This window comes from Allomuricauda sp. R78024 (genome assembly GCF_044596045.1).
In the GTDB taxonomy this organism is placed as follows: Bacteria; Bacteroidota; Bacteroidia; order Flavobacteriales; family Flavobacteriaceae; genus Flagellimonas.
In genome coordinates this window covers 454,000-470,131 of record NZ_CP138995.1, presented here as the reverse complement: position 1 = coordinate 470,131, position 16,132 = coordinate 454,000, and the positions used below count along the sequence as shown (strand labels likewise).

Sequence of the window (16,132 nt, the reverse complement as noted above, 5' to 3'; positions counted from 1 at the left end):
TGAATCGAGGAGGAGCCTATTTATTGGTAATACTATTTAGATAAGTTCTACTAAATTTAATAGCATCTCCAGTGGTTAAATGTAGTATTCCATCCCCGTTATGATTCTTTTGGATATGTGCTATTAAATCTGAATTTACAAGATATGACCGATGGACCCGCTTAAAAGTTTTAGGACAAAGTTCCACGGACAATGACTTTAAACTTTGGTACTTAACAAACTTCCCCTTTTCTGTATGCAGTACAATACAATTATTACTGGTTTCCACATAAATGATTTCTTGGGGACTAAGCAAAAATTGAGAACTGTTTTTGGAAACTGACAGACGAAAATTGCTTTCGGTATTCCCATTTTGAGAAATGGCAATAGCTTCTTCTTTTTTGATATCAACAAAACAAAACAGTAATAAAAAGTAACAAAGCAGGTTTACAGCTATATTATTGGTCAAGCTTGCGTTTAGGATATCAAAACTAGGTGAAGTGCATTGGTAAACCGTGGTCATTAAAAATACAACTAAAACCTGGCCCACAATGATGTTTAAAGCAGAGGCAGATAAACCCAATCCACTTTGAATTAGGATATTTCTTCCGGAGGAAGTAACTGTCCATTTATTGCCCCATTTTTTTATTTGCTTAGCAGAGGCATTCCAAAAAAAGAAACTGGTTATAGCAAGAATAGAGAGTTCGGAAAAACAGGCCATACCTAAGCTTTCCTGAAACATGCGACCTATACCCATGTTGAGTAAAACGAAAATAGATATTAAGGAGATACGTTTTGACACGTTTTAAAAGTAGTAATTCTAACGCAGGCGTACCAAAATTTTAAGATTTGTTAAACAAAGGAACTGCTTTTTTGTCTACAGAACCTTTGGAAAACCATGTCATAATATGTTTTTGGGGCCACCTTCTAATTAAGGTATCTGCCTTTTTATCATACCAAACGGCATCAAAGTTACTTTTTGTGCTAAGTACTACCCGCCATTCCTGTTGTAATTTATCAGAATCCTTATAATTCACATTAAGACTGTCCCAATCAATAGTTGACAATACTTGTGGGTCTAAATGGGCCATTACTTCTTTTTCACTAAGAATGGCCAACCAAATAGGAACGGAGAGATGCTCAATGGACAAATCCTCTCTTTTACTGCCCCATCCAATTTTTAAATCCTGCCCATTTCTAATCGCGTTCATCAAGTCTTTTTTAGATCCTTTTAGAACGTTCCCATCTCTATCAGTCTTTAGAACAACTTGCCAATCACTTGGAGGTTGTTGTTTTACACAAGAACTTAAGAGTACAACAAAACAAAACAAGAGCATTTTTTTCATAACTAAAATCTTTAAAGAGGATTAACCCTTTGCAAAATATACAAAAATGGAAATCAACAAAATAGCAAAAACAATGGCCAAGAATATTTTCCAAAAACTATAAGGTCTGGTTCCTGAGATTTGACCGTTTTCGCCATTGATAAAGAAATTATATTCCTTGCTTTTATACCGATATGCGCTTATGTAAACTGGTAATAGAATATGTTTAAAGGTTTCCTCTGATAAGTTCATATCCATACTGTTTACCCTTTGTGTATCACCACCAATATCTTGTCTGCACCAACGTTCTGCAATTTGTTTTGCCTCTCCTTTGGCCGATAAATGGCCTTTTTGTAATGGGATGGTATATTTTTCGGTTACAAACCCCGAAAGAAAACCACTATTGAAAGGTTGTAACTTTTTTAAGTTCCAACGTGCAATTTTGCTCGGAATTCTCCCTGTCTTTTGTTTGGATGCCTCTATCAAAGTGTCGTCTACAAAACCAGAAACCTTGCCCGAAGCTGCATACCAGCGTGTCTTGCGAACTTGCCGTGTTTGGGTTTTGCCATTGCTGTCTCTGTAGCGCTGTGTCTCATAATAATATTCACCTCGCTGCCCAGTGTAGGAAGCCGAAAGTTGCGCATCAAAAGTCCAATAGGGTAAATACAATCCCTTGGTAAACTGAGGGTCTAAAGATGCCTTTTTAAGTTTGTTAGGGGCCCACCACAACTTGCTCACCCATTTTTGAAAAATAAGAAACGATTGTTGTTTTTTAATCTGAAAAGGCAAAACAGCGCCCGGTAATATCCAATCCTCTTTATAGGCATCTTCTATGACCAAAGGCATACTACAATACACACAATGAAGAGACTTGTAATTTTCTTCTACATGTTGATTTGCCCCACAGTTTTTACAATGAAGCATTGAAATTTCTTCGCTGTGCTTTTGAGCGCCCATCTCTTTGAGATATGGATATAACTCTAGCTCTGTAAACCCATTCTCATCTATTTTGATGGATTCCTCATGCCCACAATACTCACAACTAATATTGGTAGTTCCGGGTTTGTATTTGAGCTCTGCACCACAATTGACACAGGGTTTTTTAAGCTCCGTTTTTTGGATATTAGGTTCTACAGACATGTATCCGGTGAAAAGTCATTTTAAAAATGACAATGAGAAAATATTAATTGGACGGTAAAGGCGGTGGGGTATTACCTCCTAAAAATGACTTCAACTCTTCAATATCTTTTAATGCGGTCCATGCTGCCATACCTTGTTTCCAAACCAAACTGTCTCGGTTTACCGTTCGCCCTGCAAAAAGGGCCTGCAACTGTTCAAAAGAAACAGGGCCTTGTTGTGCTCCATTGACGGCATAGAAATACTGCACCGATAAGGGCATTGGTGGAGGAATTGTTGCTCCAGTTTGCTGTATTTGTTGGCTGCCCCCCATTTGAGGGCTCATTAGCCCGCCCATTTGTTGTGCTAATACAAAGCCCATACCCATACCCATTCCTGCTCCAGCTGTTCCGCCTTCATTTTTGGCAGCGGCTTCAATAGCTTTGGCTGTTTTGAACTTGGTCAATTTGTCTAAATCCAATTTGTCAATACGACTATATTCGAAGATTTCTTTTTTAAGATCTTCTGGCATAGAAACATTTTCAATGTAGAATTTCTCCAAGGAAATCCCCACCGAAAGAAACTCGGATTTCATCACCTCTTGACATGTTTCCGAGAGCTCCGAAGTATTTGCTGCGTAAAGCTCTATGGGCAGATTGGCTTCACCAACAGTATCGGTAAAACGGGTTGCAATCAAACTTTTTAAGTGCTCATTGATTTCAAAATTGGTAAAGTTGTTGTCGGTACCAACAATGTCGGTAATAAACTTTCCAGCATCAGAAATTTTAAAGGCATAAGTTCCAAAAGCTCGAATTTCCACCAACCCAAAACGATCATCACTTAAAGTAATAGGGCTTTTTGTTCCCCATCTCTCATCAGTGAATAGATGAGTGTTCACAAAATAAACTTCAGCTTTAAAAGGAGAATTGAAACCATATTTCCAACCCTTTAAGGTGCTAAGAATAGGTAAATTTTGCGTAGTTAAATCATAAGTTCCAGGTGTAAAAACATCAGCTAATTGTCCTTCGTTTACAAAAACAGCCGTTTGTCCTTCGCGAACAATCAGCTTGGCACCGTTTTTAATCTCATTTTGGTAGCGTTCAAACCGATGGGCAATAGTGTCATCGGTATAGTCAAGCCATTCAATAATATCAATAAACTCATGGGTGAGTTTTTCTTTGATTTTGCTAAAAATATCCATGGAATAGTGTTTTTAAAAATTGTTTTCTAAAGCTAAAAAAAAGGGGGCAGTGATGGAAATAATATTTACCGAATTTTTCCAGCAGCTTTTAGCATTTCCAATACTTGCTTTTTAGGAAGTGCTTCTATTTTATGTCCATTTCTACCAATCATGGTTTCTGCTGCAAACAACGAATTTAAAATGGCTTCTTCGGTAGCTTCAATGGTAGCTAAAAATAGTGGTGTCATTGCTGAGTTCCTTAAAGTCGGCACAGTTTGTATAGTGCTATCACTTTCGTATGGGATTCTGCATTCTTCCGCGGTGGAAACTGCAATTACATAATCACCACTGCCGTTACTGGCAATTCCCCCGGTTCTTCCCAAACCTAGCATGGCTCTTTTTGCCAAGCGCTCCAAATTTCTGGAATCCAAAGGAGCATCTGTGAGGACTATCATCATGCAAGAACCATCCGTAGCATATTTAAAATTATCAGAGTAATGCCCCATTTGTTTACCTACATCGACTCCAGCGATTTTTAACATTCCGCCAAAGTTGGTTTGCGCCAAAACACCTACGGTATATCCTCCAGATTTTTTTGGTAGTATTCTGGATGAGGTTCCAATTCCTCCTTTAAAACCAAAACAAATGGTACCCGTTCCAGCTCCAACGCCGCCCTCTTCAACTTGGCCGGTCTTTGCATTTTTTATTGCTTGTAATACATTTTTTTCGGTAACATGGCGCCCACGAATGTCATTAAGATAACCATCGTTTGTTTCCCCTACCACAGCATTTACGGAACGTACGGTCTCGTTCCCAGGAAGTAATAAAGTATAGCCCACTAAGGCATTAACAGTAGTAGCAACCCCAAGAGTATTGGTTAAAACAATGGGAGTTTCCAAATTACCCAATTCCTTGACCTGAGAATACCCTGCCAGTTTCCCAAAACCATTGCCAAGATAGATAGCGGCAGGCACTTTTTGCTGAAAAACATTACCAGAATGAGGTAAGATGGCGGTTATTCCAGTTCTTATACTATCACCTTTTATTAATGTTGAATGACCAACCTGTACTCCTGGTACATCTGTTATGGCATTTAAGGCCCCAGGTTTGAGCACCCCAATTTCTATTCCGTGATCACGAAGGCGTTTCTGCTGTGCAGAAATTGAAAAAAGAATAACTAGAAAAAGAAGACTTGTAAATGATTTTTTTTTCATGACTACCAAAATACCATTTTTGAAATATAGGCAGAAATCATTCCCTCTTTTTCGTTACTTTTAATACCGACTAATTTAACACAATAAAAATGAAACAACAGCTTTCCAAAGCCGGCCTGTTCTTGCTGGCATTTTGCTTTTTTACCCTCTCGACAGAGGCACAACGACGTAACAAATCCACGCAAACTGCACCAGAATACCCGGAAGAACTTTATTCCAGTTTGGAGTATCGTTTGGTAGGCCCATTTCGTGGTGGGCGTTCTGCGGCAGTAACAGGTGTTCCAGGAGAACCTAATCTATTTTATTTTGGCGCTACCGGCGGTGGTGTTTGGAAAACATTGAATGGCGGTCGTAGCTGGGAAAATATCTCTGATGGTTATTTTGGAGGAAGTATTGGTTCTGTTGAAGTTGCCAAAAGTGATCCAAATGTCATTTATGTTGGCGGTGGAGAAAAAACACTACGTGGAAATGTATCCAGCGGCTATGGTGTATGGAAAACGGAAGATGCAGGGAAAACATGGGAAAAAGCTGGATTGGAAAAAAGTAGACATGTCCCCAGAATCCGAATTCATCCAACCGATTACAATACGGTATACGCAGCTGTTCTTGGTAATATTTATAAACCAACCAAAGAGCGTGGCGTATATAAAAGTATTGATGGTGGAAAAACTTGGAAGCAAGTTTTATTCGTAAATGACCAGTCTGGCGCTGTGGATTTGACTTTTGACCCAAATAACCCAAGGATTTTGTATGCTTCTACCTGGCGAGCCAAAAGAACGCCATATAGTTTAAGTAGTGGCGGAGATGGTTCTGCACTTTGGAAAAGTACAGATAGCGGAGAAACTTGGACAGAGATTTCAAAAAATGAAGGATTTCCAAAGGACACTCTGGGAATTATTGGAGTTACGGTTTCCCCTAAAAATAGTGATAGGGTTTGGGCCATAGTGGAGAATAAGGAAAAAGGTGGTTTGTACCGTTCTGAAGATGGAGGAAAAAAATGGACACAGGTCAACAGCGAGCGTAAACTAAGACAACGGGCATGGTATTATACTCGTGTTTATGCAGATACAGAGGATGAAGATGTGGTTTATGTGATGAACGTAAGGTATCATAAATCTACCGATGGTGGTAAGACCTTCAATACATTTAATGCACCACATGGTGACCACCATGATCTTTGGATTTCGCCGGAGAACTCTAAACGAATGATTATTGGTGATGATGGTGGAGCTCAGGTAAGTTATGATGGTGGTGAAACGTGGAGTACCTATTATAACCAACCAACAGCACAGTTCTACAGAGTGACTACGGATAATGCGTTTCCGTATCGTATTTATGTGGCACAACAAGATAATTCAACAATAAGAATCAATCATCGTAGTGATGATGGCTCTATCGGGGAGGACGATTGGGAACCAACTGCTGGTGGTGAATCTGCCCATATTGCAGTTGACCCATTAAATAATGATATTGTTTACGGAGGTAGTTACGATGGATTTCTAACTCGTGTCAATCATAAAAACAATACTGTAAGAGGGATCAATGTTTGGCCAGACAACCCAATGGGTCATGGTGCGGAGGGTATGAAATACCGCTTTCAATGGAATTTCCCAATTATTTTCAGCAAACATAATCCCAAAAAACTCTATACATTCTCTAACCATGTGCATATGAGCACTAATGAAGGACAGAGTTGGGAATTGTTAAGTGATGACCTTACAAGAAATGACCCTACAAAATTGGTTTCTAGTGGTGGCCCCATTACACAAGATAATACAAGTGTTGAATATTATTGTACCATTTTTGCGGCCAATGAAAGTCCTTTAAAAGAAGGATTGCTTTGGGTTGGAAGTGATGATGGATTAATTCATATTACTAAGGATGGTGGCCAGAGTTGGGAGAATATAACACCTCCAAATATGCCAGAGTGGAGTATGGTCAACAGCATTGAACCATCAGCTTTTGATGAAGGCACGTGCTATGTTGCAGCGACACGTTATAAGCTGGGAGACTTTCAACCATACCTCTACAAAACCACAGATTATGGAAAGACCTGGAGTAAGATAACGAACGGTATAAATAATGAGCATTTTACAAGAGTGCTCAGGGAAGACCCAAAAAGAAAGGGTCTATTGTATGCTGGTACCGAAACGGGAATGTATGTTTCCTTTAATGACGGGCGAAAATGGGAAAAATTCCAACTGAATTTACCCATTGTTCCCATCACAGATATGACCATTAAAGAGAATAACTTGATTGTTGCTACACAAGGGCGAAGCATTTGGATGATAGATGACCTCACGGTGCTTCATCAATTGAATGCATCTGCTAAAAGTGCAACAACAATGTTGTACAAACCAAAAGACAGCTACCGTACCAAGGGATCTGCTGCAAAAGAGTCTTCAAAGACAGAAGGGCAAAATCACCCGAATGGTGTGGTTACGCATTTTTATCTAAAAGAGATGTCTGAAAAAGATAGTATCAGCATCACTTATACCACTATGAATGGTGATACTTTGGCCAATTATAGCACTTTTGCAAAAGAAAAGGATAAAAAATTTAAGGCTAAAAAAGGAGGAAACACCCATGTTTGGGATACTCGTGGTAAAGGGGCTAAAAAATTGGAAGGGATGATTTTTTGGTGGGCTAATTTTAGTGGCGCCAAAGCAGTTCCTGGTTCATACAAAGCTCATTTAAATGTAAACGGAACATCACAATCTCAAGATTTTAAGATTTTGGCAGATCCAAGAGCAGAGGTTTCTGTTGCTGATATGCAAAAGCAATATGATTTCATTTCAGACATTAATGAAACTATTGATAGAGCACATCAATCCATCAAAAAAATTCGAAAGATTAATAAGCAATTGGAAGCTTTTTCCAAACAGTATAAGGATAATGAGCAAACCAAGGATTTAGTGGAGAAAGCAACGAAAATGAAAGAGGATTTTAGTGAGATAGAAAAAGCGTTGTATCAAACACAAAACAGAAGTAATCAGGATCCGTTAAATTTCCCAATTCGGTTGACCAATAAGCTGGGGCATTTAAATAGCCTGGTTTCTATTGATGATTTTCCACCCACAGAACAGGACATTGCAGTTAAGAATGAACTTTCTACTAAGATAAAATCACAATTATCAGCTTTTGACAGTCTAGTGGATAAAGAAATAGAAGATTTTAATGCTTCTTTCAATAGTTTGAAATTGAACTATTTATTTATTGAAGATTAATAAACACACAAAATGCTTTTATAGCTCCTTCATCTTAGTAATTTGAGGGAGCTTTATTTTTTGATACACTTTTATGACAGCACCCAAAGCTTTTTATGAATCACAGCTAATCAAGTTTCAGCAACAGCTAAAAAAGTTAAAAATAGCTCTAAATACTTCAAGTATGTTGCGTTTATTGTTGTTTGTTGGTTTCGTAATTGCACTCTATTTTATTTGGGGTAATACACAAGTCATTTTAGGCATTATAGGTATAACAAGTGCTCTATTTGTTGTGCTTTTACTTCGTCATAATAAGCTTATATACGAACGTGACCTCCTGCAAGCATTAGTCAAAATCAATCAAACCGAGCTTGAAGTTCTAAATCGTAATTTTCATCGTTTGCCAGATGGAATTGAGTATGCCAATACAGACCATGCTTTTAGTCAAGATATTGATTTGTTTGGTAGAGGTTCTTTTTTTCAATACAGCAATAGAACAAGTTTGAAAAGTGGAACAGAACATTTAGTTCATGATTTACTTTCTAACAATATTGATAGCATTCATGAAAAACAAGAAGCAATAAAAGAGCTAGCGGCATTATCAGAATGGCGTCAGCTATTTGGCGCTGAAGCTACTTTGGTTAAAACAGAAGTAAGCGCAAAAAGTGTGGTTGACTGGTTGGCTAATTATAAAGTTTTTGTGCCAAAACGGGCAAAATTAATAAGCACGATATTTTCTATATTATCAATTGCAGTTTGGGCACTCTACTTTTTAGATTTTTTATCGGGTTATATTGTTTTTGGAGTGTTTCTTTTAGGGCTGGCAATTAGCGGAAGGTATTTAAAGGACATTAACAAACTAGCTGTACATACCACACAAATTCAAAGTACTTTTCGGCAGTATGCACGATTAATCTCATTGCTTGAAACCCAAAAATTTAATGCTAATTATTTAAGTAGAGAACAAAATAAGGTGGTTCGAGAAGAGAATTCAAGTTCAGCACTATTAAAAAAGTTCTCCAAGTTGTTAGATGCTCTGGATCAACGAAATAATATTCTTATAAGCATAGTGGCCAATAGTTTTTTTTTACGTGACCTGTACATCTGTAAGTCTATTGAAGATTGGATTCTAGAGAATAGAAAAGAAGTGCCAAAATGGTTTGAGACCATTGCTTTTTTTGATGCCTATAGTAGTTTGGGGAACTACGCTTTTAATCATGATAGATATGTTTATCCAACGCTCATAAACAATAATAAAACAATGGATTGTAAAGGAGCTGCACATCCATTATTAAATCCTGAAATAGCCATAGCCAATGATTTTGAAATTAGCAAGGATGAGTTTTTTGTGATTACGGGGGCAAATATGGCAGGTAAAAGCACATTCTTGCGCACCGTAGGTCTTCAAATAGTAATGGCCAATGTTGGGCTGCCGCTTTGCGCTGAAGATGTTAATTACAATCCAGTAAAATTAATTACCAGTATGCGAACAACTGATAGCTTAACTGATGATGAAAGCTACTTTTTTAGCGAACTAAAGCGATTAAAAGTAATCATTGATACCATAGAAAAAGAGTCTCATTTTATTATTTTGGATGAGATTTTAAAGGGAACAAATAGTACTGATAAGGCTGTAGGATCTAAAAAATTCATTGAAAGATTGGTACGGCTAAAAGCTTCGGGTATTATTGCTACTCATGATTTAAGCTTATGTTCTTTGGCAGATAGCTTAAATGAGGTCAAAAATTATTACTTTGATGCTCAAATTAAAAATGGAGAACTTTACTTTGACTATACTTTTAAAGAAGGGGTTTGTCAAAATATGAATGCGAGTTTTCTACTAACTAGAATGGGCATTGTCGATTAAGAATGGTTAGCATACCAATAATGAATTCAATCAAAATGAAAAAAACGTTACAATTACTAATCCTATTATCAATTACTTTAAGCTTCGGACAAACCGCCGAAGAATACTTCAAACCCTTAAAATTTAGAAATATTGGCCCTTTTAGAGGGGGTCGCTCTGTTACTGCTTCAGGAGTAGTGGGTAACCCAATGACCTATTATATGGGAACCACCGGAGGTGGATTATGGAAGACTAAGGATGCTGGACAGCGATGGAACAATATCTCGGATGGTTATTTTGAAATGGGTTCGGTTGGAGCCGTAACAGTATCGACCTTTAATACAAATATTGTTTATGTAGGGATGGGAGAACACGCTCCTCGGGGTGTAATGACATCTTATGGAGATGGAGTCTACAAATCTACTGATGCTGGAAAAACCTGGAAGCATATGGGCTTGAAAGCAACCCAACATATTTCACGTATTATTATTCACCCGACCAATCCTGACATTGTTTATGTGGCTGCGCAAGGACAATTGTATGGCCCTAATAAAGAACGTGGTGTGTACAAATCTACAGACGGCGGAAAGACTTGGAAGAATACTCTTTTTGTTAATGAATTGACCGGAGCTGTGGAACTTTCCATGGATGCCAATTATCCAGAGGTAATGTATGCCGCTATGTGGGAACACCAACGTAAACCCAATATGGTAGTTAGTGGAGGTGAGGGAAGCGGCTTGTACAAATCAACCGATGCAGGTGAAACTTGGACTGAGATGACTGAAGGTCTTCCTGAAGAGAAAGGAAAGATGGCGATTTCTGTGAGTCCAGCAAATTCGAATAAGGTCTATGCCTTAATTGAAAGTGATACGGATAAAGACAAGGGAGGACTCTTTGTTTCGAACAATGCCGGAAAATCATGGAGTATGATCAGTGGGGATAATCGTTTAGTACAACGTGCGTGGTATTATATTGAAGTATTTACCGATCCTCAAGACGAAAATATTGTTTACGTGCTAAGTGCTCCAGCGCTTCGCTCTTTAGATGGTGGGAAAAATTGGGAACGCATTACAGGAACCCATGGCGATTATCATGACTTGTGGATCAATCCCAAGAATTCTCGAAACATGGTCATCGCTAATGACGGTGGTGCGGCAGTTACTTTTGAGTTTGGAAAAACATGGTCTTCACAAGTAAATATGCCAACAGGCCAGTTTTATCGAATTAATACCGATAATCTCTTTCCTTATAATATTTATGCCGGTCAACAAGATTATTCTTCGGCAATGGTAGCGAATATGTCTGTTGGAAGTGGAGGAATTACAATGTCTGATTTTAGCCCTTCTGCTGGTGGTGAAAGTGCTTTTTTAGCCTTTGATCCGGACAATCCTAGATATGTGATGGGAGGTAGTTATTTAGGAACAATTGATGTATTGGATATGGAATCCAAGGCATCAACGCAGGTCATGGCCGCACCTATTCAGTATTTAGGACGTGAAGCAAGAAACATGAAGTACCTCTACAACTGGAACGCACCAACTTTACGTTCGCAGCATGAAGAGAATACCTTTTACCACGGCGCGCAACTTTTATTAAGAACCCGTGATATGGGTGTTACTTGGGAAGAAATGTCTCCCGATTTAACACGCGATATTGATGCCAAGCAAGGTAAGGGCGGTGGTCCATATACTAATGAAGCTGTTGGCGCAGAAAATTATGGCACCTTGGCCTATGTGTTAGAATCTCCACATGAAGCTGGTGTTTTTTATACAGGAAGTGATGATGGATATGTACATATCACAAAAGATAATGGTGAGAGTTGGCAGAATATTACTCCGAAGAATTTAGGCGAGTCTTTAGTAAATGCTATTGAAGTTTCTCCGCATGATAAAGCTACTGTTTATATTGCCACGACAAAGTATAAATTCAATGACCATACTCCGGCGATTTATAAGAGCACGGATTACGGACGAACTTGGGCCAATATCAATTCAGGAATTCCAAATGGAGCATTTACCCGAGTGGTTCGCGAAGACCCTTTACGAAAAGATTTACTCTATGCAGGCACTGAAAAAGGGCTATATCTTTCATGGAACGGTGGTAAAAGCTGGAAGCAGTTTCAATTAAACCTTCCTAAAACACCAATTACGGATATTAAAATCCATCAAGGCAATTTGATTGTCGCTACTTCAGGTCGAGCATTTTGGATATTGGATGATTTAGCAATGTTATCTCAATATGAATCTACGCAAAAAGGGGTGAAGTTATACAAACCCAATGATGCCATGAACGGTTCATGGTATGGCCCTATGAGCGGAAATACCGATGATTTTAAGGGTATGAATACATTGTCGGGTGTAAACCCAGCAAACGGATTGGTCTTATACTATGAATTGCCCAAATTGAATGATTCTACCGTAATTACTATGGATATTTTGGATGCTTCTGGAAAAACGATGAGAAGCTTTTCTTCGGAGAAGGACAAAAATTACAAACCACATAATGGAGGAGGCCCAAGACCTGCGCCGATTTTATCAAAGAAAAAAGGATTAAACCGTTTTGTTTGGGATATGAAAACCCCAATTCTACCTGGAATCCCTGGTGCGTATATAGAATCACGATTTGGAGGTCATGTTGTGCCTCCTGGAACGTATACTATAAGACTCAAGGCTGCTGGCGAGACAAAGACTATTGAGGGTAAGATTGTTGCCATGCCTACATACAAAACGACTCCAGAACAGTATGCAGAGTACCATGCGTTTATGACGGAAATGGAACAGCGTTTGACGGAAATGCATAATACGGTAAACTCTCTGCATAAAGTGCAAGGGCAACTAAAGGAAGTTTTGAAGGATGTTAAAGATGTTACTGTTAAAGCTGAAGGAGAAAAGCTATTGGAAGAATTGGATGCATGGGATAAAGATATGATTCAACGTAAGTCTAAGGCTTATGATGACGTTGAGAATTTCCCTAATAAATTCACTGCGGAATATCTGTTTTTAATTGATGCCACGAATAGTACAATTCCGAGAGTTAATCAACCTTCCAAAGACAGAAAGGCAGCACTTGATGCACAATGGTTAACTTTGAAAGCAAGGTCAACTACTTTAATGAAAACTTCAATTCCTAAGTTCAATAAAAAACTTTGGGATGCTGGTGTCGGTGCTATTAGGCTATAGGCAACTAGGGTTTAGGAATTAGTGAATCCGTGCTTTTATTATCCAGTTGGCTCTAGGCTCTAGCGTTAGTATGAAAAAAAATTATAATTGGAATATTATAACTACATAAAGTCACTCCATCTCATTTTTGTGGTGACATGGTTTGCAGGTTTGTTTTACATACCACGTTTATTCATTTATCATATTGAAGCATGGCAGAAACCCTCTCCAGATAAAGAAATCCTTGCTGAACAGCTGAAACTAATGACCAAACGATTATGGTATATTATTACCTGGCCTTCAGCCATCTTATGTACAATATTTGCTATTTGGTTGCTTGTTTTAATGCCAGCTTGGTTACAACAATCCTGGATGCATGTGAAACTGGCCTTTGTGGCACTGCTTATTTTTTATCATTTAAAATGTCATCAAATTTTTAAGCATTTACAACAAGATGAGGTAAAATACACCTCTCGTTTTATGCGGATTTGGAACGAAGTGGCCACGCTCGTACTTTTCGCAATTGTATTCTTGGTGGTTTTAAAAAACGCCTTTAACTGGGTTTATGGGGTTGTTGGCATTTTTGTTTTGGCCATTTTACTGATGCTTGGTATTAGATTATACAAACGGATTAGGGATAAAAATCCCAATGCTTAAAAATTCAAGAGTAAGTTTCAAATTATGGCATGGGCTTAAAACATATGCATTAAACATGAACTTTAGTTGGCTTGATTATTGTTAACTTTATTCCCAAACTTGCTCAAGATTGTTTAAAAAACTATCACTTCGTTCTCGCATTTTTATCACCATGATTTTGCTGGTGGTCATAGCATCCGTGTTGATTGCAGCAGTAACAATATATCAATCTAGGGAGCAGAGCAAAGACTATCATGAAATCCGATTGGAGAGAAAAGAGGAACAGATTCTACAGAGTATTTCTTACGTTTTAAAAGAGACTACCTACCCTGCTACTCCAGAAAATTTGGAATATATTTTTAATGATGAAATTTATAAGATAGCTGATGTCCAGAATGTTAACTTCAATATTTACGACCTCGAGGGGACATTGGTCAAAAGTTCACGACCAAGCTTTGAAGCAGATTCTATTTCCAATTGCTTGGATGCTGAAGTATTGAATAATTTGTTTGCGAGTCCAAATAAGCGATACGTAGAGGAAAAAGCAACCGCTGGAGATAATTATCAGGCTTCATACATGTATATCAATGATTTAAAGTTTAAACCTATTGGTATTATGAACCTTCCATATTTTGAAGATAACTCCTTCAACAATATGGAGCTTCGAGAGTTTTTGTTCCGATTGGGAGGGGTGTATTTACTGATGTTGCTTTCTGCGATTATACTAGCTTATTTTATTTCAAAATACATTACTCGCTCTTTACAGACGATTTCTGATAAAATGAGTCAGACGGACTTGACCAAACGCAATGAAAAAATCTTTATTGAAAACCCAAGCGAGGAAATTGGGAAATTGGTGGATTCTTATAATAGAATGATAGATGAATTGGAGGAAAGTGCTGTAAAATTAGCCCGTAGTGAGCGTGAACAAGCATGGCGAGAAATGGCAAAGCAGGTAGCACATGAAATCAAAAACCCTCTAACACCTTTAAGGTTGACGGTTCAAAGTTTTGAACGCAAATTTGACCCAGTAGATCCCAAGGCCGAGACCAAGGTAAAGGAGTTTTCAAAAACGCTGATTCAACAGATTGATACCATGAGCAATATCGCTTCTGCGTTTTCAAATTTTGCCAATATGCCCGCACAACAAAACGAAACTTTAAATGTGGTTAAGATTGTTAAACTGGCTTTGGATATCTTCAATGAAGACTACATTCATTTCATCACAGATGAAAAGGAAATTATAGCCAAGTTGGACCGTACGCAGTTAATTAGAGTTGTTACCAATTTAATTAAAAATGCAACCCAAGCCCTTCCTGAAGTAGAATCGCCAAGAATTTTGGTCACGGTAGCGTCGGAAGGGGAACAGGTAAAAATTTCGGTTGCGGATAATGGGGTTGGAATAGCGGATGAATTCAAAGAGAAAATCTTTGAACCTAAGTTTACCACAAAGTCTAGCGGAATGGGACTTGGTTTGGGAATGGTTAAAAACATTGTGGAAAACTACAATGGCACTATAGATTTTACCTCTCAAGAGGGTAAGGGAACCGTATTCACGGTAAGATTTCCAAAAGGATAATTTTCAAGTTGATAGTTAAAAGTTATGGCTCTTTGTAGGAAGGGTTTTTTTAATTTTACCGTTAACGCTGAACAAATAACAACGACTTAAAATGGATTACGAAAATATCTATATCGAAGAAGAAAATAATATTGCTACCATTACAATCAATAGGCCCAAAAAACTGAATGCCCTTAACAAAAGAACTATTGATGAACTTCATATGGCTTTTAAAGAATTGGATGAGGATAACGAAACCAAGGCCATTATAATTACCGGAACTGGAGAAAAAGCCTTTGTAGCTGGAGCAGATATTTCTGAATTTGCACACTTTTCTGTGGAAGAAGCTTGGCAATTGGCTGCGGAAGGCCAGAAACTGCTCTTCAATATGGTAGAAAATCTATCTACGCCCGTAGTTGCAGCTATAAATGGTTTTGCCCTTGGAGGAGGATTGGAATTGGCAATGGCATGTCATTTTAGAATTGCAAGTGAAAATGCAAAAATGGGACTGCCAGAAGTGTCTTTGGGAGTTATTCCTGGTTACGGCGGTACACAGCGCCTACCACAGCTTATTGGCAAGGGTAGGGCAATGGAAATGATTATGACGGCAGGTATGATAGATGCGGAGAAAGCGTTGACCTATGGTTTGGTCAATTATGCAGTTCCGCAAGAAGAACTATTGCCGTTATGCAACAAAATAGTAAGCAGGATATCGAATAACTCCTCTGTGGCAATAAAATATGCAATAAATGCGGTAAATGCTGGTTTTAAGTATGATGTAAATGGTTATGCCGCGGAGATTGATGCTTTTGGAACCTGTTTCGGAACCAATGATTTTAAAGAAGGTGCTTCAGCCTTCTTAGAAAAGCGAAAAGCAGATTTTCCTGGTTCATAGCCTTTGGTCTAACCAAACC

Annotated in this window: 11 protein-coding genes; 6 read left to right on the top strand and 5 right to left on the bottom strand. The window is 38.2% G+C overall.

The annotated features are described in order from the left end of the window. Window positions 1–16: 16 nt before the first annotated feature. The 5 genes from SJY44_RS02035 to SJY44_RS02015 form a co-directional block, all read right to left on the bottom strand. On the bottom strand, window positions 17–781 hold the full coding sequence (locus SJY44_RS02035; RefSeq protein ID WP_396591068.1) for a LytR/AlgR family response regulator transcription factor: 765 nt from the start codon (window positions 779–781) through the stop codon (window positions 17–19). 40 nt (window positions 782–821) lie between these two features. After that, window positions 822–1,325 carry a hypothetical protein gene (locus tag SJY44_RS02030; protein ID WP_396591067.1) on the bottom strand — a complete coding sequence of 168 codons (504 nt, stop codon included), beginning with the start codon at window positions 1,323–1,325 and terminating at the stop codon, window positions 822–824. Window positions 1,326–1,346: 21 nt separating this feature from the next. Continuing rightward, window positions 1,347–2,444 (bottom strand): DNA helicase PriA, encoded by a 1,098-nt coding sequence (locus SJY44_RS02025; protein WP_396591066.1) that lies wholly within the window; start codon window positions 2,442–2,444, stop codon window positions 1,347–1,349. Window positions 2,445–2,487: 43 nt separating this feature from the next. Then, complete coding sequence (locus SJY44_RS02020) at window positions 2,488–3,621, bottom strand: SPFH domain-containing protein (RefSeq protein WP_396591065.1); 1,134 nt, start codon at window positions 3,619–3,621, stop codon at window positions 2,488–2,490. Between the two features lie 65 nt (window positions 3,622–3,686). Beyond that, window positions 3,687–4,814 (bottom strand): P1 family peptidase, encoded by a 1,128-nt coding sequence (locus SJY44_RS02015; protein WP_396591064.1) that lies wholly within the window; start codon window positions 4,812–4,814, stop codon window positions 3,687–3,689. A gap of 89 nt (window positions 4,815–4,903) precedes the next feature. Between SJY44_RS02015 and SJY44_RS02010 the strand changes: the two genes are divergently transcribed. The 6 genes from SJY44_RS02010 to SJY44_RS01985 all read left to right on the top strand — a co-directional run bounded on the left by SJY44_RS02010 (window position 4,904) and on the right by SJY44_RS01985 (window position 16,113). Then, the gene (locus SJY44_RS02010; protein ID WP_396591063.1) at window positions 4,904–8,041 is read left to right on the top strand and encodes a glycosyl hydrolase; all 3,138 of its coding nucleotides are present in this window, start codon (window positions 4,904–4,906) and stop codon (window positions 8,039–8,041) included. Window positions 8,042–8,114: 73 nt separating this feature from the next. Then, window positions 8,115–9,887 (top strand): DNA mismatch repair protein MutS, encoded by a 1,773-nt coding sequence (locus SJY44_RS02005; RefSeq protein ID WP_396591062.1) that lies wholly within the window; start codon window positions 8,115–8,117, stop codon window positions 9,885–9,887. A 35-nt stretch (window positions 9,888–9,922) separates the two neighbouring features. After that, window positions 9,923–13,045 (top strand): glycosyl hydrolase, encoded by a 3,123-nt coding sequence (locus tag SJY44_RS02000; RefSeq protein WP_396591061.1) that lies wholly within the window; start codon window positions 9,923–9,925, stop codon window positions 13,043–13,045. Window positions 13,046–13,132: 87 nt separating this feature from the next. Continuing rightward, window positions 13,133–13,681, top strand: coding sequence for a CopD family protein (locus SJY44_RS01995; protein ID WP_396591060.1), 549 nt, complete (start codon window positions 13,133–13,135; stop codon window positions 13,679–13,681). A gap of 151 nt (window positions 13,682–13,832) precedes the next feature. After that, entirely contained in the window at window positions 13,833–15,239 is a 1,407-nt protein-coding gene (locus SJY44_RS01990; RefSeq protein ID WP_396592111.1) for an ATP-binding protein, read from the top strand. 91 nt (window positions 15,240–15,330) lie between these two features. After that, window positions 15,331–16,113, top strand: a complete 783-nt coding sequence (locus SJY44_RS01985; protein ID WP_396591059.1) for an enoyl-CoA hydratase/isomerase family protein — start codon at window positions 15,331–15,333, stop codon at window positions 16,111–16,113. Window positions 16,114–16,132: the final 19 nt, after the last annotated feature.